At 66.4% G+C, this 24,680-nt stretch carries 33 protein-coding genes and 1 other RNA gene; 22 read left to right on the top strand and 12 right to left on the bottom strand.

Going from position 1 to position 24,680, the window contains the following annotated elements:
• Positions 1–303 precede the first annotated feature (303 nt).
• A complete protein-coding gene (locus tag FPZ61_RS01815) occupies positions 304–1,638 on the top strand; it encodes a hypothetical protein (RefSeq protein ID WP_185464648.1) in 1,335 nt (444 codons plus the stop codon).
• Between the two features lie 71 nt (positions 1,639–1,709).
• On the opposite strand, the gene FPZ61_RS01820 is transcribed toward FPZ61_RS01815, so the two are convergent.
• Both FPZ61_RS01820 and FPZ61_RS01825 read right to left on the bottom strand, forming a co-directional pair.
• Positions 1,710–2,285 carry a hypothetical protein gene (locus FPZ61_RS01820; RefSeq protein WP_185464647.1) on the bottom strand — a complete coding sequence of 192 codons (576 nt, stop codon included), beginning with the start codon at positions 2,283–2,285 and terminating at the stop codon, positions 1,710–1,712.
• Positions 2,286–2,717: 432 nt separating this feature from the next.
• Complete coding sequence (locus FPZ61_RS01825) at positions 2,718–2,966, bottom strand: hypothetical protein (protein WP_185464646.1); 249 nt, start codon at positions 2,964–2,966, stop codon at positions 2,718–2,720.
• A 104-nt stretch (positions 2,967–3,070) separates the two neighbouring features.
• On the opposite strand from FPZ61_RS01825, the gene FPZ61_RS01830 reads away from it, so the two are divergent.
• The gene (locus FPZ61_RS01830) at positions 3,071–3,256 is read left to right on the top strand and encodes a hypothetical protein (RefSeq protein ID WP_185474742.1); all 186 of its coding nucleotides are present in this window, start codon (positions 3,071–3,073) and stop codon (positions 3,254–3,256) included.
• On the opposite strand, the gene FPZ61_RS01835 is transcribed toward FPZ61_RS01830, so the two are convergent.
• On the bottom strand, positions 3,251–3,466 hold the full coding sequence (locus FPZ61_RS01835; protein ID WP_185464715.1) for a hypothetical protein: 216 nt from the start codon (positions 3,464–3,466) through the stop codon (positions 3,251–3,253). The two genes, FPZ61_RS01830 and FPZ61_RS01835, sit on opposite strands and share 6 nt — an antisense overlap.
• Before the next feature lie 259 nt (positions 3,467–3,725).
• Between FPZ61_RS01835 and FPZ61_RS01845 the strand changes: the two genes are divergently transcribed.
• The 11 genes from FPZ61_RS01845 to FPZ61_RS01895 all read left to right on the top strand — a co-directional run bounded on the left by FPZ61_RS01845 (position 3,726) and on the right by FPZ61_RS01895 (position 11,550).
• Complete coding sequence (locus FPZ61_RS01845; RefSeq protein WP_185464645.1) at positions 3,726–4,235, top strand: pentapeptide repeat-containing protein; 510 nt, start codon at positions 3,726–3,728, stop codon at positions 4,233–4,235.
• A gap of 19 nt (positions 4,236–4,254) precedes the next feature.
• Complete coding sequence (locus FPZ61_RS01850) at positions 4,255–4,689, top strand: hypothetical protein (RefSeq protein WP_185464644.1); 435 nt, start codon at positions 4,255–4,257, stop codon at positions 4,687–4,689.
• Between the two features lie 69 nt (positions 4,690–4,758).
• A complete protein-coding gene (locus FPZ61_RS01855) occupies positions 4,759–5,736 on the top strand; it encodes an ATP-binding cassette domain-containing protein (RefSeq protein ID WP_370593338.1) in 978 nt (325 codons plus the stop codon).
• Positions 5,733–6,521 (top strand): ABC-2 family transporter protein, encoded by a 789-nt coding sequence (locus FPZ61_RS01860; protein WP_185464642.1) that lies wholly within the window; start codon positions 5,733–5,735, stop codon positions 6,519–6,521. Before FPZ61_RS01855 ends, FPZ61_RS01860 begins: the two co-directional genes overlap by 4 nt.
• Positions 6,521–7,309, top strand: a complete 789-nt coding sequence (locus FPZ61_RS01865; RefSeq protein ID WP_185464641.1) for an ABC transporter permease — start codon at positions 6,521–6,523, stop codon at positions 7,307–7,309. Before FPZ61_RS01860 ends, FPZ61_RS01865 begins: the two co-directional genes overlap by 1 nt.
• A 79-nt stretch (positions 7,310–7,388) precedes the next feature.
• The gene (locus tag FPZ61_RS01870) at positions 7,389–8,105 is read left to right on the top strand and encodes a VIT family protein (protein WP_370593337.1); all 717 of its coding nucleotides are present in this window, start codon (positions 7,389–7,391) and stop codon (positions 8,103–8,105) included.
• Between the two features lie 62 nt (positions 8,106–8,167).
• On the top strand, positions 8,168–9,175 hold the full coding sequence (locus tag FPZ61_RS01875; protein ID WP_185474728.1) for a lytic transglycosylase domain-containing protein: 1,008 nt from the start codon (positions 8,168–8,170) through the stop codon (positions 9,173–9,175).
• A 17-nt stretch (positions 9,176–9,192) separates the two neighbouring features.
• Positions 9,193–9,447 carry a hypothetical protein gene (locus FPZ61_RS01880; RefSeq protein WP_185464638.1) on the top strand — a complete coding sequence of 85 codons (255 nt, stop codon included), beginning with the start codon at positions 9,193–9,195 and terminating at the stop codon, positions 9,445–9,447.
• On the top strand, positions 9,416–9,775 hold the full coding sequence (locus FPZ61_RS01885; protein ID WP_255441277.1) for a hypothetical protein: 360 nt from the start codon (positions 9,416–9,418) through the stop codon (positions 9,773–9,775). Before FPZ61_RS01880 ends, FPZ61_RS01885 begins: the two co-directional genes overlap by 32 nt.
• A gap of 69 nt (positions 9,776–9,844) precedes the next feature.
• A complete protein-coding gene (locus tag FPZ61_RS01890; protein ID WP_185464637.1) occupies positions 9,845–10,978 on the top strand; it encodes a phosphotransferase enzyme family protein in 1,134 nt (377 codons plus the stop codon).
• Between the two features lie 38 nt (positions 10,979–11,016).
• Positions 11,017–11,550 carry a DOMON-like domain-containing protein gene (locus FPZ61_RS01895; protein ID WP_185464636.1) on the top strand — a complete coding sequence of 178 codons (534 nt, stop codon included), beginning with the start codon at positions 11,017–11,019 and terminating at the stop codon, positions 11,548–11,550.
• 177 nt (positions 11,551–11,727) lie between these two features.
• On the opposite strand, the gene FPZ61_RS01900 is transcribed toward FPZ61_RS01895, so the two are convergent.
• Together FPZ61_RS01900 and FPZ61_RS01905 are read right to left on the bottom strand one after the other, a co-directional pair.
• A complete protein-coding gene (locus tag FPZ61_RS01900) occupies positions 11,728–11,943 on the bottom strand; it encodes a Nif11-like leader peptide family natural product precursor (protein WP_185464635.1) in 216 nt (71 codons plus the stop codon).
• Positions 11,944–11,997: 54 nt separating this feature from the next.
• On the bottom strand, positions 11,998–12,195 hold the full coding sequence (locus FPZ61_RS01905; RefSeq protein ID WP_370593336.1) for a hypothetical protein: 198 nt from the start codon (positions 12,193–12,195) through the stop codon (positions 11,998–12,000).
• A gap of 33 nt (positions 12,196–12,228) precedes the next feature.
• Between FPZ61_RS01905 and FPZ61_RS15430 the strand changes: the two genes are divergently transcribed.
• The gene (locus FPZ61_RS15430; protein WP_255441278.1) at positions 12,229–12,360 is read left to right on the top strand and encodes a hypothetical protein; all 132 of its coding nucleotides are present in this window, start codon (positions 12,229–12,231) and stop codon (positions 12,358–12,360) included.
• Between the two features lie 36 nt (positions 12,361–12,396).
• Here the strand turns inward: FPZ61_RS15430 and aroB are convergent, their stop codons facing one another.
• On the bottom strand, positions 12,397–13,566 hold the full coding sequence (gene aroB / locus FPZ61_RS01910; RefSeq protein ID WP_185474729.1) for a 3-dehydroquinate synthase: 1,170 nt from the start codon (positions 13,564–13,566) through the stop codon (positions 12,397–12,399).
• 34 nt (positions 13,567–13,600) lie between these two features.
• Positions 13,601–15,496 (bottom strand): DNA helicase RecQ, encoded by a 1,896-nt coding sequence (recQ, locus tag FPZ61_RS01915; RefSeq protein WP_185464633.1) that lies wholly within the window; start codon positions 15,494–15,496, stop codon positions 13,601–13,603.
• A gap of 14 nt (positions 15,497–15,510) precedes the next feature.
• On the opposite strand from recQ, the gene FPZ61_RS01920 reads away from it, so the two are divergent.
• From FPZ61_RS01920 to ssrS, 3 genes are all read left to right on the top strand, one after another.
• On the top strand, positions 15,511–16,434 hold the full coding sequence (locus FPZ61_RS01920) for a carbohydrate ABC transporter permease (protein ID WP_185464632.1): 924 nt from the start codon (positions 15,511–15,513) through the stop codon (positions 16,432–16,434).
• Between the two features lie 84 nt (positions 16,435–16,518).
• A complete protein-coding gene (locus tag FPZ61_RS01925) occupies positions 16,519–17,769 on the top strand; it encodes a 5-(carboxyamino)imidazole ribonucleotide synthase (RefSeq protein WP_185464631.1) in 1,251 nt (416 codons plus the stop codon).
• A 6-nt stretch (positions 17,770–17,775) separates the two neighbouring features.
• Positions 17,776–17,957: non-coding RNA, 6S RNA (ssrS, locus tag FPZ61_RS01930), on the top strand.
• A gap of 3 nt (positions 17,958–17,960) precedes the next feature.
• Here ssrS and FPZ61_RS01935 read toward each other — a convergent pair.
• Complete coding sequence (locus tag FPZ61_RS01935) at positions 17,961–18,242, bottom strand: DUF2103 domain-containing protein (RefSeq protein WP_185464630.1); 282 nt, start codon at positions 18,240–18,242, stop codon at positions 17,961–17,963.
• 67 nt (positions 18,243–18,309) lie between these two features.
• Here FPZ61_RS01935 and FPZ61_RS01940 point away from each other — a divergent pair, with 67 nt between their 5' ends.
• On the top strand, positions 18,310–18,540 hold the full coding sequence (locus tag FPZ61_RS01940; RefSeq protein ID WP_185464629.1) for a hypothetical protein: 231 nt from the start codon (positions 18,310–18,312) through the stop codon (positions 18,538–18,540).
• A 27-nt stretch (positions 18,541–18,567) separates the two neighbouring features.
• On the opposite strand, the gene clpS is transcribed toward FPZ61_RS01940, so the two are convergent.
• Positions 18,568–18,858 (bottom strand): ATP-dependent Clp protease adapter ClpS, encoded by a 291-nt coding sequence (gene clpS / locus FPZ61_RS01945; RefSeq protein ID WP_185464628.1) that lies wholly within the window; start codon positions 18,856–18,858, stop codon positions 18,568–18,570.
• Positions 18,859–18,925: 67 nt separating this feature from the next.
• Here clpS and petN point away from each other — a divergent pair, with 67 nt between their 5' ends.
• From petN to FPZ61_RS01960, 3 genes are all read left to right on the top strand, one after another.
• Entirely contained in the window at positions 18,926–19,027 is a 102-nt protein-coding gene (gene petN, locus FPZ61_RS01950) for a cytochrome b6-f complex subunit PetN (RefSeq protein ID WP_185464627.1), read from the top strand.
• 27 nt (positions 19,028–19,054) lie between these two features.
• Complete coding sequence (locus FPZ61_RS01955) at positions 19,055–19,228, top strand: hypothetical protein (RefSeq protein ID WP_185464626.1); 174 nt, start codon at positions 19,055–19,057, stop codon at positions 19,226–19,228.
• A 131-nt stretch (positions 19,229–19,359) separates the two neighbouring features.
• Positions 19,360–20,847 (top strand): hypothetical protein, encoded by a 1,488-nt coding sequence (locus FPZ61_RS01960; RefSeq protein ID WP_185464625.1) that lies wholly within the window; start codon positions 19,360–19,362, stop codon positions 20,845–20,847.
• 25 nt (positions 20,848–20,872) lie between these two features.
• Here the strand turns inward: FPZ61_RS01960 and psb29 are convergent, their stop codons facing one another.
• Positions 20,873–21,643 (bottom strand): photosystem II biogenesis protein Psp29, encoded by a 771-nt coding sequence (gene psb29, locus FPZ61_RS01965; protein ID WP_185464624.1) that lies wholly within the window; start codon positions 21,641–21,643, stop codon positions 20,873–20,875.
• Positions 21,644–21,744: 101 nt separating this feature from the next.
• Here psb29 and clpP point away from each other — a divergent pair, with 101 nt between their 5' ends.
• The gene (clpP, locus tag FPZ61_RS01970; RefSeq protein ID WP_185464623.1) at positions 21,745–22,335 is read left to right on the top strand and encodes an ATP-dependent Clp endopeptidase proteolytic subunit ClpP; all 591 of its coding nucleotides are present in this window, start codon (positions 21,745–21,747) and stop codon (positions 22,333–22,335) included.
• A gap of 18 nt (positions 22,336–22,353) precedes the next feature.
• Here the strand turns inward: clpP and FPZ61_RS01975 are convergent, their stop codons facing one another.
• Both FPZ61_RS01975 and ftsH read right to left on the bottom strand, forming a co-directional pair.
• Complete coding sequence (locus FPZ61_RS01975; RefSeq protein ID WP_370594258.1) at positions 22,354–22,590, bottom strand: hypothetical protein; 237 nt, start codon at positions 22,588–22,590, stop codon at positions 22,354–22,356.
• Positions 22,591–22,697: 107 nt separating this feature from the next.
• Positions 22,698–24,623 carry an ATP-dependent zinc metalloprotease FtsH gene (gene ftsH, locus FPZ61_RS01980; RefSeq protein WP_185464621.1) on the bottom strand — a complete coding sequence of 642 codons (1,926 nt, stop codon included), beginning with the start codon at positions 24,621–24,623 and terminating at the stop codon, positions 22,698–22,700.
• Between the last annotated feature and the right edge of the window lie 57 nt (positions 24,624–24,680).

Raw genomic sequence — 24,680 nt, forward strand, 5'->3', positions numbered from 1 at the left:
GCGCAGGCCCTGCTCGGGGGTTGCGCTGAAGCGCCGCCCATCCCAGGCGGGATCGGCGGTGAGGGCCTGGCGCAGGCTGAGCAGGAAAAGGCGGGTTTGGGGGGGGGGGGGGGGCGGGGCGCCGAGGGAGCAAAAACCCCCCCCCCCCCCCCGCCCCCGGGGCGGCCCGGGGGGGGGCCGCCCGGGCCCCCCCCCCCCCCCCCCGTCGGCATGCCCCTCTGCTGGCCTCCCCCTATGAATCCCGATCCAGGGGGGGGAAAAAACCCCAAATGGAAACCGGCCCCCGCCGATGAAACCAGCCCGATGGACGGACCCCTGGAGGAGCCCGAGGAAGGTGGCGAACCCCCGGAACCCGAAGAACCATCCGGCTTGCCTGACCCATCGGCTGGGGCACCCGACGTCGGCGACCCGGACACTCCGGAGAGCGCAGAGCCTTTGCCGGCGGGAGAAGGCGGGGACACGCTGACGCTCCCGGAAGACCGTGACTGGAGGTGGTGGCTGAAGTACTGGTGGCTTCTGCCTCTGATCCTGTTCCTGATGGGATTCATCGCCCTGCTCATGAAGATCCTGAAGGTGTTCGGCGACTTCGCGGGCCTGGTCGAACTACTCCAGAAGTTCTGGAATGCCCTGCGTGACTTTCTGCGCGGTTCCACCGATACGCCGCCGGGCGGCGACGGGCCGGAAGACGTGACACCAGAAGAGCCCGAAGGTAATGAAAACGATGAAGCCTGCGAGCTGGTCTCTCAACCGAGGATCATCCTTGGGGAAGATGGATGGGTCCTTCTGAATCCAGAGAACGATCAGGATTGGGGCCGCCTCGTACACGAGTTCAAGATTCGGGCTGACTTCGCGCAGCACTGCAAGTGCTGCGAATACCAGCAGGAGATCAAGGGCTACTTTCGGGAACGCCAAAGCAATGGCGAATGGAAAGACCGCGAGCTTCTCCTTCCTAGGGGCAAGACCCTGAGCCCAACTCGTTTCGAGATCGATGGGAAACGGCAACCGGATTTCGAGTACGGAAGGCGCCGCCGGCAGGGCAACAGGGAAGAGGACAAGTACCTACCTGAGCGAGACGATGGGTGTGAGTACCAGGGGTACGACCTTCCGGGATTGGGCTTGGAGGTGGGGGTTCAAGTTGACATCGATCTGACGTTCAGGGGGCGGGTCATCGATCGCTGCAGAGACCGCATCCTGTGGGAGTACACCTGGCGTTTGCAGACCAGGGGATACATCGAGCGGGAACCGCCGACGTCCCCTGGTGGTCGTGGGCTCCTCGTTTATCGAGAGGGTGAACTGCCCGGCAGCACGACCACTGGAACCCCTACTGGCGGAACTACGACCACACCTGGCGCCGGCAGCACGCCGACCGGAGGAACCACGGCTGGAGGTCCGACAGTAACGAATGGGGGGTTGCCCGAGAACCTCCCCTGGAGGAGCTCAGTGAGCGACGACGATCCCTGTCAGGCCGTCAAGGTGCAGAGGATGGGCGGTCTCCTCATCTCATGCAGAGGTCGATGCATGACCGGAGGGCCTTGTCGCCTGGAGAAGCGCCCAGCGTGGAGTTCGCAGAACTGGCGCCTCGTTCCCGGCAGCCTGGAGGTCGCCACTCCGGGGTTCGAATACCGATGCCGGTGCTAGGTCTTTGTTGCACGAACCCAACACCCCGTAACCAGCCAACAAAATCCCCACCTGTCGGCAGGGCGTCAGAATCAACGGCCTTTTCCTTCAGCGAACTGCGCTGATGACTGGCAGCTTGCTAGCTCTAAGGCGTTTCTTCGGAGGCGGTACCTGCGGATATAGGCGAGGGCAGGGGCGAAACCGAACAGGGCGGAGAGAGGCAGCGGCGCTGGAATTGGGACTACTCCCTGTACGACAGCCCATGTACGGTTAGAATTCGCATTTAAACCTGGGACAAACTCAGCTATGTCTGCATAGTTGACTGTTTGTTGACCGCCACTTCCAAAGGTAGCATAAGCAAAGTATGGGGCGTTCGTTGGTGAGTTATTTGGGTTTGTACTGGTGGTGAAAAAAGGATCATTTCGGTTCGCGCCACTATTCCAAGCGTTAAAGGCTAAATCACCTGCAAGGTTGGCATTGCCCCAAAATGGCTGAACCTCCAAAAGGGGCTGAAGGTTCTTAAAGCTATCAGTTTGTGTAGTTAATTCGTAACTTACACCGCTAACAGTAACGACGAGAGCGCGAGAGGCTTCAGGCGTAACCAGTATTAATCCAAAAGCGGCCAGTGAAGGGGCTAAGATTTTTTTAATCACTGAATTCTCCTTCATTAAAGCAGATGATTATACACTCCTGCAGACCAGGATCGAGTCTTGACTGTCACATACGAGTCTTGTTTGTACCCAGTTGTGCCTGGTTGCGGTCACGTCTAGCACCTAGGTGCCGAACGTCCCGAAGGGTCATGTGACTCAGATCCCTGGCGCCTACCCCTTCTTGATCCGGCGTAGTGACCTGCCGGTTCACCGTGGCGACTCGTGATCAGATTCTCAGACTGTTTCCGACAGGGGGCCTTGCCAGCTGCTTGATCACGCCAGCGAACATGCAGAGTCAGTTGTCTGTGAAGAGTTCGGATAGCCCCTTGACTAAGGAATCAAGAGTCACCCTGCCAGTCGCCGTCAGGCGTGTTAGCGCTCTATGCACAGCAGGCTCCTAGCAAAAGCCCCCACCCGTAACGGGCAGGGGCTCAGCAGCAACACCGCCGCCTACCTCATTTTCAACTGCTCAACAATGTTGAGAAGGTAAACCTCCAGCACTTCAGGGATTTTGTCGATTGCAGTCAACACATACTGCGGTGTACCAGTTTCAAATGCAATCGCCTTGAGGTGAGTGACAGCAGCTTCTGCTGCTGCAGCAGTGCGTTCGTGGGCAGCGGCGCTGCGTTCCAGGGCTACGACCTGTCGCTCCTCAAGGGATGCAGATTCGATGACGCTGGAGTAGTTGGATGATTGCATGGTTCGTTGTTTTTGATGGTTGAAAGTCTATCAGTACGGGTTATGTTTTCAAGCATGTCCAGGGCATCTTTCAGTCCCATCAGTTCGCTACTCAGGTCGCCGCCTTGGCAGTAGTGCTTCAGCGCAGCGGTGGGGTTGAGCCTGAAGGCGGCATCACGCTGGCTGATGTGATGCGGGTGATGGGCAAAGACGCGAGTGCCGATGAAATCGAGCTGGTCATCAAGCATTCGCGGGCTCCGTTTGGGGTGGGGTTGAGTCTGGAGCAAAAGGCGGACCACGGCTGCTCATGACAGCATCGCCACCACCAAAAGCAGCAGCAGCAGGAACAGGAGGAGCAGTGCCGCCGCAGCGGGCAGCAGGGGCGCCGGCAGGGTGCTTGGAGCCGATGGTGCAGGGCGATGCCTCACAGGGGCAGGGCGGCGGCGCTGGCGGGAGATTTCGCGGTGAGCGGCACGCCTGATGCGCCAGGCGTAGCTGCTGCCGAGGCTTCCACGTCTCATGCCGCCGCCGCCTGCCCTTCCAGGGCGGCGGTGTGCTCACATGTTCGCATTGGAGAGCAGGCAGTTTGAGTTCTCCCCAGCGGCAACGCCAGCGGCTGGAGAGCAGTCGCCAGCCCCGCTGCCGCAGCAGACGCCAGGCCCGTTGCTCCGCCCAGGCCCCGGGGAGGGCGCTGCGGCTTCTGGTGCGTTGCGTATTGCTCAGGGCCATGGGGAGCGTCACCCGGTTTTCCTAGGGTTCCCTTGCTGTCCCTTCCCTGCCATGGCTGCCCCGCTGCGTTCGCTGGTCTCAGGCCTGCTGGCCTGGATGGGCGGGGGGCTTCTGGCGATCCTGCTGCTGCTGCAGCCGGCGGCTCCGGCCATGGCGGCGATGGACTACGCCAAGCAGGTGCTGATCGGCGCTGATTTCCACGACGGCGACCTGCGCGGGGTCACCTTCAACCTCACCAATCTGCGCGACGCCAACCTCTCAGGGGCGGACATGCGCAACGCCAGCCTGTTCGGCGCCAAACTCCAGGACGCCGACATGCACGGCGTAGATCTGCGGGAGGCCACCCTGGATTCGGCGGTGCTGGAGGGCACCGACCTGCGCGATGCCGTGCTGGAAGATGCCTTCGCGTTCAACACCAAGTTCGTCAACGTGGCCATCGAGGGGGCCGATTTCACCAACGTGCCCCTGCGCTCCGATGTGCTCACATCCCTGTGTGCCATCGCCAGCGGCACCAATCCCGTCACGGGCCGCGACACCCGCGACACCCTCAGCTGTCCCTGACCCCGTTGTTCAAGCTGCCATGAGCTTCGACGCCCACAGCCTCGAGCGCCTGCGCGAGCTCGGTCGCCAGCTGCCCCAGCCCCTGCCGGCACCGGAACCGACGCCATCCGCCGGCGCCAAGCCCAGGGCCAGCGAAAAACGCCACACGGTGGAGCTGGAGCGCGACCCGGAGCAGCTCTTCAGAGAGCTGATGAAAGTCAGCCCCGACGGCACCGTTCCGCCCCACCTGATGGACCGTCTGCGCAGCCTCGAGGAGAGCCGGTTGGCGCAGCAGGCCAGGGAGCGGCGCGCTCCTTCTTCTGGGCAGTCCGCTGCCCCAGCCGCCGAGGCCACCCGCCGCCCGGGGCCTGGACGCAGCACCACTCCGCGGGCCGATCCCCGGCTGGCGGCGGAGCACCCCGACCTCTACACCGCCTTCCACTCCCTGCTGCTCGAGGACGAGGAAGACGATTGAGGGGCCGCGGAGGATCTCCCATCGCTTCAGCCCAGGGCGCTTCGGCTCAGGGGGTGGGCTGAGATGTCGATCATCCATGCCCGTGGGCTTGGCAAGAGCTTCCGGGTGGCCGACAAGCAACCGGGCCTGGGCGGCACCCTGCGCCATTTCGTGGCCCGGCGCCACAAGGACATTCCAGCCGTGCGGGACGTCAGCTTCAGCATCGAGCCCGGTGAGGTGGTGGGCTTCCTGGGGGCCAACGGCGCCGGAAAGACCACCACGCTCAAGATGCTCACCGGGCTGATCGAGCCCAGTGCCGGAGCGGTGGCGGTGGCCGGCTTCATGCCCTTTCGCCGCCAGGCGGCCTTCCTGCGCACGATCACGCTGGTGATGGGGCAGAAGCAGCAGTTGATCTGGGATCTGCCTCCGCTGGATTCCCTGCGGGTCAATGCGGCGGTCTATGGCATCGGCGAAGCCGAGGCGCGCCGGCGCATCCATGAACTGGCCGAGATGCTGGAGCTGGGAGAGGAGCTGCGCCGGCCCGTGCGCAAGCTCTCCCTCGGCCAGCGCATGAAGGCCGAGTTGCTGGCGGCTCTGCTGCATCGCCCCGCCGTTCTCTTCCTCGATGAACCCACCCTCGGGCTGGATGTGAATGCCCAGGCACGAGTGCGTGAGTTCCTCGCTGACTACAACCGCCGCACGGGTGCCACCGTGCTGCTCACCAGCCACTACATGGGCGACATCACCGCCCTCTGCCAGCGGGTGCTGCTGATCCACCGGGGCCGACTCTTCTACGACGGCAGCCTGCAGGAGCTGACCCAGCGGCTCGCCCCCTACCGGGAGGTCTGCTGCGATCTGGGGGAGGTCTATCCACCTCAGGCTTTCGCTGGTTTCGGCGAAATCGAATCCCTGGCGGGTCACCGGGTGCGGCTGCTGGTGTCCAGGGATCAGCTCACGGCCACCATCTCCCGGCTGCTGTCCACCTTTCCCGTGCTCGATCTGGAGGTGAACGATCCACCGGTGGAGGAGATCATCGGCCGCCTGTTCCGCGAGGGGGCGGTGGGATGAAACGGACCCTGCGCCTGGCGCGGGTGCTGCTCTCGGTGCAGTACGCCTACATGCTCGAGTACCGCGCCGAGATTGCCCTCTGGGCCCTCTCCGGGCTGTTGCCCCTGATCATGCTGGCCCTCTGGAGCGGTGCGGGGGCAGCCGGGGAACTCAGCCTCAGCCCGGCGGCCCTGAACCGTTACTTCCTGGCGGCCTTCGTGGTGCGTCAGTTCACCGTGGTGTGGGTGATCCATGTCTTCGAGGAAGATGCCCTGCAGGGACGCCTGTCCCCTTACCTGCTGCAACCGCTGCACCCCTTCTGGCGCTACCTGGCCGCCCACATCGCTGAGCAGGCCACCCGGGTGCCCTTCGTGCTGGCGATCGTGCTGGTGGTCTGGCTGCTGGGCGCAGGCACCAGTGGCTGGCCTCCTCCCTCCAGCTTGCTGCTGGGCCTGCTGGTGACCCAGCTGGCCTTTCTGCTGCGCTTCCTGCTGCAGTCGGTGATCACCATGGCCTGCTTCTGGAGCGAGCGGGCGGCGGCCCTGGATCGGCTGCTGTTGATTCCCTACCTGTTCCTCTCCGGACTGGTGGCCCCCCTGGAGGCTTTCCCCCCCGGTCTGCGCCGCCTGGCGGGGGCCACCCCATTCCCTTCGATGGTGTCGTTCCCGGCGCGGCTGCTCTCCGGTGGCGAGGTGGATCTGCTGGGGGGCCTGGCGACCATGGCCGCCTGGATGGGCCTTCTGCTGCCCCTCTACCTGCTGCTCTGGCGAGCCGGATTGCGGCGCTATGCGGCCATGGGGGCCTGATGGCCCGCTACCTGCGCACTCTGCGGGCGTTCTGGACGTCGGCACTGGCAGCGGAACTGGAGTATCCGGCCAACGCGCTGATCGAACTGCTCTCCGTGCTGGGCAACCTGGCGGGAAGCCTGGTGCTGCTCGCGCTCTTCTACGGCCGCGGCCATGGCCTCGGCGGATGGAGCTGGAACGAGGCCCTGGTGGTGCTCGGGATGTACACGCTGCTGGATGGCGTCACCAGCACCCTGCTGCAGCCCAACCTTGGGGAGATCGTGAACCATGTGCGCACCGGCAGCCTCGATTTCGTGCTGCTCAAGCCGATCGACAGTCAGTTCTGGCTGTCGGCCCGCACGTTTTCCCCCTGGGGCCTGCCGGGGCTGTTGGCGGGGGTGGTGCTGATCGTGGTGGCGGCTGGTCGGGCAGGCGCTGCCCCGGCGCCCATCACCGTGCTGGGGACTGCCGGGCTGTTGCTGTGCAGCGCCCTGATCCTCTACAGCCTCTGGTTCGTGCTGGCGGCCACCAGCATCTGGTTCGTGAAAGTGTGGAATGCCACTGAGGTGCTGCGCAGCACCCTGGTGGCGGGCCGCTTCCCCGTCAGCGCCTACCCCCCCCTGCTGCGCACCCTGTTCACCCTGGTGCTGCCGGTGGCGTTCCTCACCACCGTGCCGGCGGAAGCCATCCTCGGCCGGGCCACCCTCCCCTGGGTGCTGGCCAGCCTGGGGATGGCGACCCTCTCCCTGGGCCTCAGCCGTGGGTTGTGGCGCCATGCCCTGCGCTACTACACCTCGGCGTCCAGTTGACAGCGATGGCGACGCCGCAAGCGTCAAGCTGAGGCATGGCCGTGCTGCGGCCTGCCCCTGGCTTCGGACGTCGACACACGTGGCACAGCAACGAGAGATTGATGACTCGCGCCATCCGGAGAGGCACCGCACCGACCGGGTGGGCTGGCTGCGGGCGGCGGTACTCGGGGCCAACGACGGCATCGTCTCCACCGCCAGCCTGCTGGTGGGGGTGGCGGCGGCCGAGGCCGACCACGGCGCGATCATGCTGGCTGGGGCGGCCGGACTGGTGGCCGGAGCGATGTCGATGGCTGCCGGGGAGTATGTCTCGGTCAGCTCCCAGGCCGACACCGAGCGAGCCGACCTGGCCCGGGAGCGCCAGGAACTCGCCGATGATGCTGTCGCCGAACTGGCCGAGCTCACCGGCATCTACGTGAATCGGGGCCTCGAGCCCTCCCTGGCCCAGGAGGTGGCGTTGCAGCTCACCCGCCACGATGCCCTTGGTGCCCATGCCCGCGATGAGCTGGGCATCACCGCCAGCCTCAAGGCACGCCCGGTTCAGGCCGCCCTCACGTCGGCGGCCATGTTCTCGATCGGGGCGGCGTTGCCTCTGGCCACGGCCTCCCTGCTGCCTGCCTCCCGGATCGCGGCGGTGGTCTCGCTCACCTCGTTGCTTTTCCTGGGGGTCCTGGGTGGCCTCTCCGCCCGGGCCGGTGGCGCCCAGGTGCGCACCGCCGTTGTCCGGGTTACCGTCTGGGGGGCGATGGCGATGGCGGCCACAGCCCTGATCGGTGTCCTGCTCGGGGTCGCCCCCTGAACGGACCAGATCGGCCCGAACACCGATAACGTCCTGGCTGCGACAAGCCGCCAGCTCCCGCCATGCCCGCTCCCCTCCGTCGATGGTGTGTTTTGGGTCTGACCGGACTGCCGGTGCTGTTGATCCTGGCGGTGGCGGCGTCCGGACCACGGCTGCCGGGTCCCGCCCGGGCGGCTGTGGCCGCCCCACCACCGCCAGCCCCGGCCACGGTTCCGCTGCCGCCTGAGCCGGGCCTGCCCCAGACGGCCGAGGGTCGTCACTATCCGGAGGTGCCCGGCGATCCCCAAGCCGTGGCTGAGTTGCTGGTGTCGCTCGAAGAAGCCCTGCGCTCCTCCGACACCCCTGCTGACGCATTGCCTGCCCTTGGCCATCAACACCAGGTGATCCTGCGGGTGCTCGCCGTCAGGGAGGGCCTGGCCAATCAGGTTCGGCCCCTTCTGAGTGCGCGCTGGCAAACGGTGCTCGACCATCACCTGGGGGCCCGACGGGCGTTCCTGTCGATGCGCCGTGGCCGCAAGGGCAGCGCCACCCTGCCGGCCTGGCGGATCGTGGCACCTGAACCGGCGGAGAATCTGCTGGGCTATTACCGCAGCGCGGCGGCGGCCACCGGCATCGACTGGGAAGTGCTGGCGGCCGTCAACCTGGTGGAGACCGGAATGGGGCGCATCGACGGTGTTTCGGTGGCTGACGCCCGCGGGCCGATGCAGTTCCTTCCCACCACCTGGGCGGAGCCTGGCATCGGCAAGGGGGACATCCGCGATCCCCACGATTCGATCCATGCCGCGGCTCGCTACCTCGTGCGTCGGGGGGGCTTGAAAGACATTCGCAAGGGGCTCTGGGGCTACAACAACAGCGACTATTACGGCAAGGCCGTTCTCCATTACGCGGCCCTGCTGCGTGACGATCCGGCCGCCTACACGGCCCTGTACCACTGGGAGATCCACTTCGCTTCCTCGGCCGGTGACCTCTGGCTGCCCGTGGGTTATGCCCAGACCAGACCGATCCCGGTGGCCCTGTATCTGCAGCGCTTCCCCGCCAGCGCGCCGCCGCCGGCCAACCGTGGCGTCTGAGGCCCTGGGCCACCGGCATGAAGGAGCTTGTCGGCTGGGAGCCGGCCCGGTCCGCCGGCATCACACTGGTGCAGGTGATCCCAGGCAAAGCGATGGAAGAGGGGGGGAGCACGATCACGGCATCAGGACGCTCCGAGTCCCTCGCGGTGTCCTTGGGGAGTCTGGCGGCACTGGTCGTCTGCCTCCTGGTCCTGGGGCTTGGGGTGGGTCAGATCACCACGGTGATGCCGACTCTGGCGGGTGTGTCCACCGCCGCAGCTGGCCGCCCTTGAGCAGCTGCCGGGGTTGTGGTGTTCGCCGGTGTTCTGGGCCGGCTCCATGAGTGCCCGTCTGGTGCTCGGCCCTGTGCACGTCAGCCCGCAGGTGCGGGAATGGCTGGATCTGGAAACGCTGCAACGTCTGGTGGCTCGCCACCGCCGGGGCGACTGGGGCCAGGTGGATGCCCGCGATGCCAGGGCCAACACGCTCGCGGCTTATCACCAATGCGGCCGGTTGCGCAGTGTTTATCACCTTGGGCAGGGGCTGTGCGTCTGGGTGATCACCGACCATCTCGGTACCGACAGCCTCCAGACCACCGTGCTGATCCCCGCTGACGAGTGAGCCCCAGCCAGAGCTGGGGCGCTGCTACGGTTCCGCCCACCTGGCCCCTGGGGAACTCCTGCCGCTGCGATGACTGATCCGGCGCAGCCCAGGGGCGACGATTTCCCGGCACTCAGGGCGATTGCGGAGCGCTTTGAGCTCGGCGGTCCGATCAGCGGCATCGAACCCCTGGGGCAGGGCAACGTCAACGACACCTATCTGGTGCGCCTGGGCGACACCGCCCGTCCCGCCGCCGTGCTTCAGCGGGTGAACACCCAGGTGTTCACCCGTCCCGAACTGGTGATGGGCAACCTGGTGACCTTCAGTGACCATGTGGCCCGGCGGATGCGCGAACCGCCCAGGGAGCTGGCAGGCCGCCGCTGGGAGGTGCCGCGGGTGTTTCCGGCCCGTGCGGATGGACGCCCCTGGGTGTGGGAGGGCTCGAATTTCTGGCGAGCCCTGGGCTATGTGCAGGGGGCCCAGTCGCTGGAGCGGATCGGGCACAGCGGCCACGCCCGCGAAATCGGTTTCGCTCTGGGCATGTTCCACCGGCTGATCAGTGATCTGCCCGTGGAACACTTGGCCGACACTCTGGAGGGTTTTCATATCACCCCCTCCTATCTGCGCCACTTTGATCAGGTGCTGGGCCAGCTCAGCTCCCATGGCGATCCCGAGCTGGACGATTGCCTGGCCTTCGTGGAGCAGCGACGCTCCCTGGTGCCGGTGCTGGAGCAGGCCAAGGCCAGTGGAGAGCTTCGCCAGCGTCCGATTCACGGGGATCCGAAGATCAACAATGTGATGCTTGATCTCCAGGCTGATCGGGCCGTTGCCCTGGTCGATCTCGACACCGTCAAGCCAGGCCTGGTGCACTACGACATCGGCGACTGTCTGCGCTCGGCCTGCAATCCCCTGGGTGAAGAGGCCGACGACTGGCGCTCGGTGCATTTTGATGTGGGTCTCTGCGACCTGCTGCTGAAGGGGTACGGCAGTGTGGCCAGCTCTTTCCTCACCGACGCCGACTACAGGCACATCCCTGCCGCCATCCGTCTGATCAGCTTCGAACTCGGACTGCGCTTCCTCACCGATCACCTGGCCGGGGACGTCTATTTCAAGACCCGCCATCGCGGCCATAATCTGCGCCGGGCTCGGGTGCAGTTCAAGCTGACGCAGAGTATCGAGGAGCAGGACGCTGCGATTCAGGCCGTTGTGGCGGCGATGCGATGAAGACTCCCGGCAGCGAACCCACCGCTGAGCACGCTGAGATGCCCTGGCGGTCCTTTGTCCTTCAACCCTTCGATCCAGAGGCTGGCCTGGCGCTGACGGGGCGGATCCGACGTGGGAGGGAGATCCTGGAGCTGCATCTGCGTCTGAGCGGCGACCTCGCCTCGGTGGTGGTGCCTGAGCCCTCACCCCGGCCTGAGCGCCGCGATGATCTCTGGCGAAGCACCTGCTTCGAGCTGTTCCTGGGCGCAGAGGCGGAGCCGGTGTACCGGGAAGTGAACCTCGCCCCCAGTGGCCACTGGAATGTGTATCGCTTCAGCGGCTACCGCCGGGGGATGGAGCCAGAGCCCTCTCTGCAGGACCTGCCCTTCGGGTTCAGGCGGAAGCCCGCAGCGCTTGAGCTGGCGCTGGCCTGGATGTTGCCCGACGACCTTCAAGCCGCGGGTTCAGCCCTTGAAGCCGGGGTCTGTGTGGTGATTGAGCGGCGCCAGGGGCGGCTCAGCCACTGGGCTGTGACCCATCCTGGTGATCAGCCTGACTTCCACCGCAGGGATGGCCTGGTGCTGCGCCTCTGAGGGGAACAACGCCTGCCGTGGTGGGGTGGAAGAGCCCGGAGTGAACCACCACCCCGAGCTCCTGCCCGAAGGCATCGTCATCGTGACATGCCGATCCAACTGCATCTTTGCATCGGATCCCCGCAACGTCTCCGCCGGCGCAACCGGATCACCGCTGCAGTCGGCTGGGGTTGCCCCTCAGCTGTACTCGCCCGGCATGTCCTGCTTGGTGATCGTCACCCTGCCGATGCGCTGGCCGGAGGAACGCAACACTTCGTCCCCGGAGACGTCGAAGCCCAGGGACGCGGCGATCCTGGCCACGTCATCGGCGGTCGATGCGCTCAGCACCAGGCGCCTGAGTTCACCATCGTCCTGCACCCGTGCAAGAAAGGCCCTGAGTTGGTCCTGGGACATGGCAGAGCGGGGATCGGGACTGGTGCTTCAGCATGGCCCCCCCGGGTGTGCGGGTCACTCCCCCCACTGGCGCAGCAGGTTGGTACAGCTGAGGCTGACCAGATCGAAGACCTCATCTTTGCCATCGCGCTGGAAGATCGCCCGCCGCGCTGTGTCGAGCTCGAACAACAGCTCCCGCTGGTCGTCCCGGCGCACCCGGCTCTGGATCCAGCCCATCGCCGCCAGGCGCACTCCTTCCCGCACCGGCTCCACCCGGTGCAACCGGGTGTTTGGGCACCCCCGGGCATGGCCGAGACGCCCAGCCCAAGCTCCACGGAGATGGAGAAGCCGTCGATGAGCAGCCCCGAGAGCGAGAAGTCGGGAGATCACGACGGCATGAAGCCCGATGAAGGGGGTGAGGGCGGCGAGGGAGGCTGATGCGGCGCAAGCGGAGTCAAGCCGCATCCCGAGCCCTCAGCCCTGTTCCGCTCCGCTGGATCTGAGCAGCTCTCGGATCCGTTCAGCACCCACGTCGTTGCGGATCTCTACCCGGCCGATGGCGCTGGGCAGCACGAAACGCACCTGCCCATCCTTCACTTTTTTATCACTCTGGAGGGTGCGCAGCACCGCCTCCGGGTCAAGGGAAGGCAGCCGCATGGGCAGGCCGGCCCTGGCGATCACGGCGCACTGCCGCTGCTGATCGGCGTCGCTCCAGAGGCCCATCGCCGCGGCCAGCTCGCCGGCTGCCACCATCCCCAGCGCCACCGCCTCCCCGTGGAGGTAGGTGCCGTATCCGCACAGGGTTTCCACCACATGGCCGAGGGTGTGACCGTAGTTGAGGATGGCGCGCAGTCCACCTTCCCGCTCATCGGCGGCCACCACGCGGGCCTTGGCTGCCGCGGATCGCTCCAGCAGCGTCTGCAGCAGGGTTTCGCCCACCCCCTCCAGGCTGGAGAGGTCGCCGGCGGCTTCCAGCTCGGCGAACAGCTCCGGATCGCCGATCACGCCGTACTTGATCACCTCGGCCATGCCAGCGCGGAAGTCCCGCTCCGGCAGTGTGACCAGGGTGCTCGGATCGATCAGCACCAGGCTGGGCTGGTGGAAGGCTCCGATCAGGTTCTTCCCACCGGGATGATTCACGCCTGTCTTGCCGCCGATGGAGGCATCCACCATCGCCAGCAACGTGGTGGGCACCTGCACCACGGCAATGCCCCGCAGCCAGGTGGCGGCGGCGAATCCCGCCATGTCCCCCACCACGCCGCCGCCGAGGGCCACGATCAGGGAGCCCCGCTCCAGCCGGCTGGCCTGGGCCGCGTCATGGATCAGGGCCACGCTGGCGGGAGTCTTCTGGTCTTCCCCGGCCTCGAGCACCAGCAGGCCGGGATCCAGCTCGGCCATACGCAGACTCTCCAGGGTCTTGCCGCCATAAAAGCCCTCCACCACCGGGTTGGTCACCACCAGCACCTTGGTGCCCGCCGCCACTCCACGGGAGCGGATTAGCGGGCCGAGCTGATCGAGGCTGCCATCGCCGATCACCACGGGGTAGGGATGGCTGCTCAGGGTCACCTCGATCGTGTGGAGGCGCAGGCCGGCAACGGTCTCGCTGGCGGGCCCGCTGGGCTCGATCGAAAGCGTGGGGATCATCGCTGGGCCCGACCCGACTGACTGATGCCTCAGGCTAGGCCTGGGCTTCCATCTCCCCATGGCCCTGGATCACCGCCAGCACCGCCGCGCCGTAACGCTCCAGCTTGGCCGCGCCGATGCCGCTCACCTGCTCCAGTTCCGCCAGCTCCCCGGGTCGCCTGGCCGCCAGCTCCACCAGCGTGCGGTCGTGGAACACCACATAGGGGGGCACGCCCTGATCACGGGCCTGTCCCCGGCGCCAGTCCTTGAGGGCCGCGACCAGGCCGGGATCGGCCGCCAGTTCAGCTGTTCCGCCTGCCCTCGGGGCCTGAGGCTGCCGTCCGCTGCGGCTTCGATCCGCGGCCTGCTTCCGCTCCAGGCGTGGCGGGGTGGCGGGCAGCTCCAGGGTCAGCTCCCCCCGCAGCAGGGACCGCACGCGGGCTTCTTCTCCCCAGCGCAGACCGCCGCGGCCGTCGGGCACCGGCTCAAGCCATCCCTGGCTGGTGAGCTGCCGCAGCAGTGTGCGCCACTGGTCGCGGTCCAGCTCTTTGCCGATGCCGTACACACTCAGGCTCTGGTGGCCCAGGGAGCGCACCCGGGCAGTGTCGGCCCCCAGCAGCACATCCGTGAGGTGGGCCGCCCCGAAGCGCTGGCCAGTGCGGTAGACGGCCGAGAGCGCCATCTGGGCCGCCACGGTCCGGTCTTCCAGCACCTGGGGCTCGAGGCAGCGGTCGCAGTTGCCGCAGGGCTCGGCCAGGGTTTCGCCCAGATGGGCCAGCAGCAACTGGCGGCGGCACCCCGGCGCTTCGGTGAAGCCCACCAGGGCGTCGAGCTTGCCGTGCTCGATCCGCTTCTGGCCGGCCTCGGCATCAGACTCCTCGATGAAACGACGCAGCTGGGGCACATCCCCTGGCCCATGCACCATCCAGGCGGTGGCCGGCAGACCGTCCCGGCCCGCACGGCCGGTTTCCTGGTAGTAGGCCTCCAGGCTCTTGGGCAGATCCAGATGGGCGACGAAGCGCACGTCCGGTTTGTCGATGCCCATGCCGAAGGCGATCGTGGCCACCACCACCACGCCATTGTCGTTGCGGAAGCGGCTGAGGGCGCCGGAGCGCTGGCCGGCATCCATCCCGGCGTGGTAGGCCACGGCGTCGTGGCCGGCATCGCGCAGCAGGGCGGCGAAGCGGTCCACACGGCTGCGGGAACGGGCATACACGATCCCCGCTTCAGCGCGGAAGTCCTGCAGGAATGCCAGCAGCTGCTCCCTGGACTCCTGTTTCGGCCGCAGCAGGTAGCGGATGTTGGGGCGGTCGAAGCTGGCCAGGAACACCCGTCCCTGCTCGAGGGCCAGGCGCTCGATGATCTCTCCGCGGGTGCGGGGATCGGCGGTGGCGGTCAGGGCCAGCCGGGGAACCTGCGGGAACTGCTGGGCCAGGGTCTTCAGCTGCAGGTACTCGGGGCGGAAGTCGTGGCCCCACTGCGAGACGCAGTGGGCCTCGTCGATGGCGAACAGGGCCAGGGGCCTCTCCTGCAGCCGCTCGAGCAGATCGCCGGCGAGCAAGCGCTCAGGTGAGACGTAGAGTAGATCCAGTCCGCCCTGGTGGAGAGAGCGCCAGAGGGCGCTGGCGGCCTCGCCGGTGAGGCCGGAGTGCAGGGCGGCCGCCCGCACCCCGGCCTGGCGCAGGGCCTGCACCTGGTCATCCATCAGCGCGATCAGGGGGGAGACCACCACCGCCAGGCCCTCCAGGCAGAGGGCCGGCACCTGATAGCAGAGCGATTTGCCTCCGCCTGTGGGCATCAGCACCAGGCCTGATCCTCCGGCGATCACATGGCGCACGATCGCCTCCTGGGGACCACGGAAGTGGTCGTAGCCGAACACCTCACGCAGCACCTGCAGCGGGTCGCTGCCGCTGAAGCTGCTCTGCACGGCCGTGGTCCCGTCAAGGTTCATCCCACAATGGCGCCATGGATGGTTCCCGCTCTTCCGCCCCTCCGGTCCGCCGGTCTCCCGCCTGGTTGGGACGCAGCGCCACGGCCTGGGGCTTTCTCAGCCCGGCTCTGCTGCTGCTGAGCGTCTCGGTGCTGATTCCGGCCGCGATGGCCCTGGTGATCAGCTTCACCGCCACCGGCCTCGACGTGAGCGAGCCGTTGCGCTTCGTCGGTCTGGCCAACATCCGCCGCCTGCTGGCCGACCCGGTCTTCCTGCAGGTGCTGATCACCACCTTCCTCTATCTGATCGGCGTGGTGCCTCCGATCGTGCTGGGGTCCCTCACCCTGGCCGTGCTGGTGAACCGCCAGCTGCCTGGGATCCACCTGTTCCGCGCCGCCTTTTACACCCCGGTGCTGGTGTCGATCGTGGTGGCGGCCATCGCCTTCCGCTGGCTGTACGCCGAGAATGGCCTGGTCAACGGCTGGCTGGCGGCCTGGCTGGGGGATGCTTTCACGCCGATCGGCTTTCTCACCACCCCCTGGCTGGCCCTGCCCGCCGTGATGCTTGTGACCCTCTGGAAGGGCCTCGGCTATTACATGGTGATCTTTCTCTCGGGCCTGCAGGGCATTGCTCCGGAGCTCTATGAAGCCGCTGCCCTCGATGGCAGTGAGGGCTGGAGGCGCCATCTCGACATCACCCTGCCCCTGCTCAGGCCCTACCTCACTCTGGTGGGGGTGATTTCCGCGATCGCCGCCACCAAGGTGTTCGAGGAGGTGTATCTGATGACCCAGGGGGGGCCGGCGGAGTCCACCCGCACCCTCGTTTACTACGTCTACGACCAGGCCTTTTCCGAGCTGGAGATCAGCTATGCCTGCACGGTGGGTCTTGCCCTGTTCCTGATCGTGCTGATCTTCAGCCTGCTGCGCTTCCTGGCGGTGGGGGACAAGAGTTTCAGCTGAGGGCGTCCACGCCGCTGGTCAGGGGAGTGGCAAGCTGCTCAATCGGCACGCGGCCCCTGTGGGGTGTCGTCCTGGAGGTGAGGGATGAGCGGCAGTATCGGGGTGGTGGGGGGCGGCCAGCTCGCCTGGATGCTGGCTGCGGCAGCTCGGGAGCAGGGCATTGAGCTCCACGTCCAGACCCCCGCTCTCACCGATCCCGCCGCCCGGCTGGCCAGCAGTGTGGTGCGTGCCCCTCTTGATGATCTGGAGGCCACCCGCCGCCTGGCCGAGAAGGCCTCGGCGATCAGTTTCGAGAACGAATGGCTCGATCTCGACGCCCTCGCCCCGCTCGAGCAGCAGGGTGTGGTGTTCATCCCCCGCCTGGAGTCCCTGGCGGATCTGGTCTGCAAACGTCAGCAGCGACTGCTGCTGGAGCGGTTGCGCCTGCCGTCGCCCCGCTGGTTTCCACTCGAGCAGGTGCTGATCCCCCCGGCACCGGCTGAGGAGGATGAAGCGATGCAGGCCGAGGCCGATCAGGACGCCGGCGGAGAGCAGGAGCCGGAGCCACCCCTGACGCCGCAGTTGCCGGCGGGGTTTGACTTCCCGCTGATGGCCAAGGCGGCGAGGGGGGGCTACGACGGCCGCGGTACCCGGGTGATCCGCAGTCAGCAGGAGCTGGAGGCCCTGATCGAGTCGGTGGATCCTGGCCTCTGGCTGTTGGAGGACCTGGTGGCCTTCGAGCAGGAGCTGGCCATGGTGGCCTGTCGCGACCACCAAGGCGCGGTGCAGTGCTATCCCCTGGTGGAGACCCACCAGCACGATCAGGTCTGCGACTGGGTGCTGGCCCCTGCCGCCGCCAACCAGGCGGTGCAGGCCCGGGCCCGCAATGTGGCGGCCTCGCTGCTGGCCGCCCTTGAGTATGTGGGAGTGCTCTCGATCGAGTTCTTCTACGGACCTTCAGGGCTGCTGATCAACGAGCTGGCGCCAAGGACCCACAACTCCGGCCATTACACGATCGAGGCGACCCGCACCAGTCAGTTCGCCCAGCAGGTGCGCCTCGTTTCAGGGCAACCCCTGGGGGACATCACCATGGAGCTGAACGGCGCGCTGATGGTGAACCTGCTGGGCTTCGAGACCTCCACCGCGGCCTACGCCAGGCAACGCCAGGCTCTGGAGGCTCTGCCCGATGCCAGCCTGCACTGGTACGGCAAGCGTCTGGCCAGGCCTGGGCGCAAGCTGGGCCACATCACCCTGGTGCTCAAGGCCACGGACGCAGCCGAGCGGGCCCTTGAGGCAGAAATCCGTCTGGCTGAGGTGCGCGCGATCTGGCCGCTGCCACCGGAGCGGACCCCTTAGAGTTTGCAAGGACTGCTGTGTTGGTGACTGCCTTTCACAGTTTCTGATCTGACTCCCTCTTCGACGTGGGTGGTCTGTCGTGACGGTGACGTACACCGGCCTCGTTGCCGGAAACGAAACCCCACTTTGACTGCCCCTCTGGTACTACCAGGTCGAACACTGGGGCAAGACGGCACAGCGGTTCACCCTTTTCATCCCTTCCGGCAGAGGCGATCCAGACACTCCTGGAGTTGGTCTCTCGGCCAGGACGTGACCACGAACACTTCCTGGGCGGTGCTGCCGCGCCTGGCCAGCAGCTTGAACCCTCCGTTGATCGGGATCGACACCCGCAGCCGCAGGCGCGGGCTGTGCCCCTTCACCCGGCTGATCACGGCCGGGGTGATGGTGTCGATGCCTTCCTCCCGGGCCAGCACCTTGAGTACGGGGATCAGGCCCTCCAGGTAGGTGCTGTGGGTGATCACAACCCGACCCATGGGTATTTCTCCCCAATGGTCAACTGTAGGTGGGCTGGCTAAGACAAGAGGGCCTCGCCGAGCCTCGGTGGACCTGACACGCACATCGCTCAGCCTCGAGCTCAGCCGGCAACTCGGCGAGGCCGTTGAGGTGCTCACCATGGCCCAGCCCCTGCGCCGGCAGGTGAGCGGCCTGGCGGTCTGCTCCGGGCGGCTGTTCAGCTACGTGCTCGACAGAAGGGCTCTGAGCCTGCAGGTGCGCAACCTGCTGATGTTCACCGTCCGTCCGCAGGAGGAGGCGCTGCCGGGGCTGGCCTGAGCCTTGGGTGGGCCTGAGCGTCCCGAATCACTCCCGCTCGAGCGGGGCCATCGTCAGGCCCTCCTGGCCCAGTTGCTGGTGGTGCAGCTCGGCCTGCTCCTGGGGCCCACTCCAGACCACCGCGGAACCCCCGCGATCGATCTGATGGGCCAGCTCCCAGGCGCGGTCGGGTCCCATGCCCGGCAGGTAGCGCACCAGGCAGTTCACCACGTGCTGGAACGTGTTGACGTCGTCGTCGAGCACCACGACCCTGAAGTGGGGATAGGGCTGGCGAAGGCGGATTCCCGCCGGGATCGTCTGGGCTCCCGGGGTTGCCATCGTTGTTCTGCGGCTGGTGGCGACTCACACTAGGTAAACTCTCGATAACCGTTGCTGGGGCGCCCCCATGCTCATCACCCTCGCCTGGGCTTCCCTGGCTGCCCTCTTCAGTTTTTCGATCGCCATGGTCGTCTGGGGTCGCAACGGCGACGGCACGATCAACTTCTGATCCACCAAGGGATCGCTTCTCACCCGGATGCCTGAACTCCCACTCACCAGCACCAATGTCCTGGCGCTGACCGCCTCTGTGCTGCTGGTCTTCGTCACGGGAGGAGTGATCTATCTCTCAGCGGTCGAGTGGCGTGATCGTCGCCGAGCCAGCCGTGGCTCACGCCCGGCATCCGGTCGTCTCTCCTCCGGTCGGCGGTGACGCGGGCGAGGCCCGCCTGCATCCATGGCCCCCTGGTTCGTGAATCACCCGCCGAGCTGGCTGAAGCCCGCTCCAGATGACTCCTGGGCACGGTGGCGCACCACGCTGTCTGTCATGCCCTCCCCCCACTGATGACCCTCTCCCTGCCCCGTTGGAAGGGTGGTCTGCCCTGGCCTCCTCGGCTTGGGCCTCTGCCGATCACCTCGGCCGTGATCGCTCTGCTGGTGCTCGCCCCGGCCAGCCAGCTCCACCGTTTTCCCCGCTCGAACGCCGAGGGGCTGGAGCGGGTGGTGGCGATGGCCACGCTGGTTCAGAGCTTTCAGTCGACTGATGTGCGGCCGGTGCCCCTCCTGTGGCAGGAGCGTCTTGGAGCTGAGCCGGCCGCCAGGCTCTGGGCCCGCCAGCGGGGACCCTGGTGGCAGTTCTGGGGCCGGGAAGGGTCCGCCCACCTGGTGGTGCCGGCCCGGCTGTTCGGCCCTCAGGCCAGCATGGCCCTGCCGGAGGGGGCCCTGCGGGTGGACGATCTGGTGGTGATCGCTCCCGATCCCCTCTCCGAGCAGACCCTCCAGCAGCAACTGACCCGCACCTCCCGCCCGCCCCGCGGCCTGGAGCAACGCTGCGTGAACCTGTTGCGAAGTCGCCAGGCCGTGGTCTGGACCAAGCTGGCCCTGGCCCAGATCTCGGGTGACCTCGCCCCGCTTCTGCAGGGATTCCAGCAGGGCTGTCTCACAGTCAGCGCCGAGGCTGATGGCCTCTACTGGCAGGGAGAGGCCAGTGCCAAGCCAGATTCGGTGGTAGCGGCATCGCCGCAGCCTCCTGAGCCGGCCCGCAGCCGGGAGCCCCTGCCGGAGAATCTGCTGCTGGAGGTGGCCGGGGCACGGCTTGATCAGTTGCTGGAGGCCCTGCTCAGCAACGCCGTGATCCGGCAGCCGCTGATGGATCGCTATGGCCTTGACCAGACGGCCCTGGAGCGATTGAAGGGCACCCCGTTCCTGCTGAGGCTCAGGCCCCAGTCCAAGGGCCCCTTTCTGGCCTCTCTGGAATTGCAACTGGCGGTGGGCGAGGACCGCTCAGGCTGGACAGGTTGGCTGGCGACGCTGCGCCAGGCCCTGGAGAGCCAGGGTCTGAGCGATCAGCGCTCCAGCACCGGCAAGTCCGGGGCGAGCGCCGTGCAGGCGAAGCTGCCCAGCAGCCTCTGGCTGCGCGAAGACGGCACTCCATTGGGCGGCTGGCGCTGGGTGGTGCCGGCATCCGGTGGTGCCCCTGAGCTGCTGTTCGTGCTCGGCGCCGGGCTTCCGGGGGGAGAGCGCTTCCCAGCGGCCATGGCTCCGGCGGGTGGGGGGCTCAGTCTGCGGGCCAGGCCTTCAGCCCTCTCCGAGCTTGGCTTGCTGCCCCCGGATCTGCCCGCGGTGGCCAGGCGCTCCAGCCAACTGGAGATGGTCTCCGCTCCGGCGGGAGCGTCCAGATCAGGGGCCGGCAGCTCCCAGGGCAGCGGGTCCGGGCTGTCGTGGCTGTGGGGTTCCTTGCGTCTGGAGCTCTCCCCGGCGAGCCCGCCAAGGATCTCCCCACTGAACCCAGCACCGAAGGCGAAGGATCCCCCTCAGCCGGGCGAGCGCTGAGCAGGCCCCTGTCGGTGTCGGATCCTCAGCCCCCCTGGGGGGCAGTGGGAGGGGTGGCCTCAGCCGAGGTTCCGGATTCGCCTTGGCTCTCCCCGGTGGGGTTGGCGGTGGCGGGGGGCGCCAGTTTCTCCTGAGCCTGACGCTCCCGGCGGCGGCGTTCCGCCGCAAGGGTCTCCTCCATCAGCTCGACGGCCTGGGCCATCTTCTCCAGAGTGCTCGCGTAGAGGTTGAGGTCCTTGTCGACCCGTTCCTTCATCAGACCCATGGACTCACCGATCTGATGGGCGGCCTCCCTGAGGGCCTGGGGTTCCACGGCTTCGGCGCCACGGGCTCGCTGCAGCAAACTGAGCAGCCCCACGGCGAACAGGCGTGAGTAGTGGAAATCGGGCCTGTCGATACCGGCCAGCACCCCGGCGATCAGCTCAGGGGCCCCCTCGCCCCGCTGGGCCAGCCATTGCTTCACTTCCTCGAGGCTGTGCTCTCCCACCGCTGCCACGGCGGCGTCATGCTGGGCGCGAATCCGCTCGGCATCGAAGCCCGAGGAGGCGCAGAGGGCCGCAAACAGGGGCTCACGCTGCTGCTCCGGCCTGTAGCCCTTGGCGAAACCATCAAAGACCTGGGTGAGCCCCACCGCGAACAGCGGGTCGCTGCGGAATCCGCTCTGCCGGCTGAGCAGATGCAGCTCGACGAGAAGCTCATCGACCATGCGCCGGTACAGAGGACCGATCACATAGGGAAAGGCTGCGTGGAAGGCACGCTTGCTGTCAGCAACGGTGAGGCAGGCGCTCACACTCATCCGCACGAATGCCTGGACATTAGCGCTGCACCCCCCCGGGGCGATCGGGCGCCGCGAGCACCGACCTCGGTAGGATCGCCGCAGTTGCTCTGCCGCCGCCGATGATCCCGATCGTGATTGAGGATTCTGGCCGGGGTGAACGCGCCTTTGATATCTACTCCAGGCTCCTGCGTGAGCGGATCATTTTTCTGGGCGAGACCGTGACTGCAGAGTCTGCCAACCGGGTCGTGGCGCAACTCCTCTTTCTGGAGGCGGAGGATCCGGAGAAGGATATTTTTCTCTACATTAATTCCCCCGGAGGATCCGTCTACGACGGCCTCGGCATCTTCGACACGATGCAGCACATCAAGCCGGATGTGCAGACGGTCTGCGTGGGCCTGGCCGCCAGCATGGGAGCTTTTCTGCTCACCGCAGGTACCAAGGGCAAGCGCAGCAGCCTGCATCATTCCAGGATCATGATTCACCAGCCCCTTGGTGGTGCCCGCGGCCAGGCCAGCGACATCCGCATTCAGGCGGATGAAATTCTCTTCCTCAAGGACAAACTGAACCGCGAACTCGCCGAGCGTACCGGCCAACCCCTGGATCGCATTCAGCTGGACACTGACAGAGACTTCTTCATGTCGCCTGCAGAGGCCGTGAGCTACGGACTGATCGACAAGGTGATTGAAAAGCGTCCAGTCCGGCCGCTCTGAGTGATTCAGCCTTGCTGATCACTCTTCACTTGAGATCTGCAGGCCGTTCTTGCTGCCTTCTAGTTCTTTCCAGAGTTTGCGGATCTCATCGTAAGCCTGATCCTGGTTGAGTTTGCCGTTGCTCTGCAGACCAACGATCAGGCCAACGCGATCAGCAAAACGCTCCAGATTCTGGTGAAAAGCCAGCCGTTGCGGACTCCAGTCGTCGCCGCGATAGGCACTGAACGACTCCATCGGAGAGCGGGTGCTGCTCAAAATCTGGATGCGCAATGACACAGGTTAAGCAAAGACCTCAACCGTGCGGGGCAAGGTTTGGTTAAGAACCTGACCCGCGCCCTCCGGGGCCGGCGGGCTGCACAAGCTCAGGAAGCGGGCAGCAGGGGCGAGAAGCGGTCCTTCTCGGGAATGGTCGTGAATTCGGCCACCACGGCGCGGAACTCATCGCCATCGAGAGTTTCCTTCTCGATCAGCATCTCCACCAGTCGATCCATGCAGTCACGATGGCTGGAGACCAACTGCTGGGTGTCGCGGTAGCAGAGGTCCACGATGCTGCGGACCTGCTCGTCGATGCGCCGTGAGATGGAGTCGGAGACATCGCTGCGGGTCATCAGATCGCGGCCGAGGAACACCTCCTGATTGCCGGCCTCCAGGGACACAGGCCCCAGATCGCTCATGCCGAACCGTGTCACCATCTGGCGGGCCATGCTGGCCACCTGCTGGATGTCGCCTCCGGCGCCCGTGGTGACTTCGGCGTGGCCAAAGACCACGTCTTCAGCCACACGGCCACCAAGAGCTCCCATGATGCGGGCCTTGAGCTGGGCGCGACTGACCAGCATCTGCTCCTCGTCGGGGGCGAACCAGGTGAGACCCTGGGCCTGACCGCGAGGAACCAGGGTGACCTTCTGAACAGGGTCATGGTCCTTGACGAGGGTGCCGACAAGGGCATGGCCCACTTCGTGGTACGCGATCAGCCGCTTGCTGCGACCGTCGGTGAGGGGTTTGCCCTCCATGCCGGCGATCACCCGATCCACGGCATCATCGATCTCAGCGAGGCTGGTGGCCTCCTTGCGGCGGCGGGCGGTGAGGATGGCCGCCTCATTGAGCAGGTTGGCCAGATCGGCGCCAGTGAACCCCGGGGTGCGCCGGGCGATGGCCTCGAGGGACACATCCTCGGCCAGCTTCTTGTTGCGGGAGTGAACTTTGAGAATCGAGAGCCGTCCCTTGATGTCCGGCGCGTCGACGCTCACCTGGCGGTCGAAACGGCCAGGACGCATCAGCGCCGAATCGAGTACGTCGGGGCGGTTGGTGGCGGCGATGATGATGATGCCGCTGTTGCCCTCGAAACCATCCATCTCGGTGAGCAGCTGGTTGAGGGTCTGCTCCCGCTCGTCATTGCCCCCACCGATGCCGGCACCCCGCTGACGTCCCACCGCATCGATTTCATCGATGAAGATCAGGCAGGGGCTGTTTTCCTTGGCCCGCTTGAACAGGTCGCGCACGCGGCTGGCGCCGACGCCCACGAACATCTCCACGAATTCAGAGCCCGAGAGGGAGAAGAAGGGCACGCCGGCTTCACCGGCGATCGCCTTGGCCAGCAGGGTCTTGCCGGTACCGGGAGGACCCACCAGGAGCACGCCCTTCGGAATCTTGGCGCCCACGGAGGTGAAGCGTTCCGGTTGCTTCAGGAAGGTGACCACTTCCTCGAGATCCTCCTTGGCCTCCTCCACCCCGGCCACGTCGTCGAACATCACGCCGGTTTCAGCCTCCATGGCGAAACGGGCCTTGGTCTTGCCGAACTGCATGGCCTGACCAGGTCCGCCGGGCATGGAGGACGATCGGCGCGCCAGGAAGATCAGGGATCCGATCAGCAGCAGGGGGAAGAGCAGGTTGCCGAGGATTCCCAGAGCCGGAGGGGTGGTGCGAGGGGGGTGGATGTCGAAGCTGATCCCCTGCGACTTGAGGTTGTTGATCAACTCGGGTGCCAGGCCAGGGAGATCGACCCGCAGCCGTTGCACGCGGTTGTCCAGGTCGGGATCCACCGCCTCGATCACGGCACTGCGGCCCCCATCGAAGATATCCACCGCTGTGACCCGCCCCGCCTCGATGTAGTCGAGGAAGCGGCCGTAGCTCATGCGGGCCACGGCCGCATTGCGCGGGGCCACGGCGCCGGTGCGACCCTCAGGTGTGAACCGGCTGGCGCCGCCGTTCCCCAGCACCTGCCAGCCAAGGAACAGGGCCACTCCGATCGGGAGCAGCCAGAGAGCGAACAGACGCCAGCGCTGATTCATGGCTGAGGGAATTTTTAACAAGTGTAAAGCGCGCAATCCTCAGCCGAGGGTTCCCGG

This window comes from Synechococcus sp. BSA11S (genome assembly GCF_014224355.1).
In the GTDB taxonomy this organism is placed as follows: Bacteria; Cyanobacteriota; Cyanobacteriia; order PCC-6307; family Cyanobiaceae; genus Regnicoccus_A.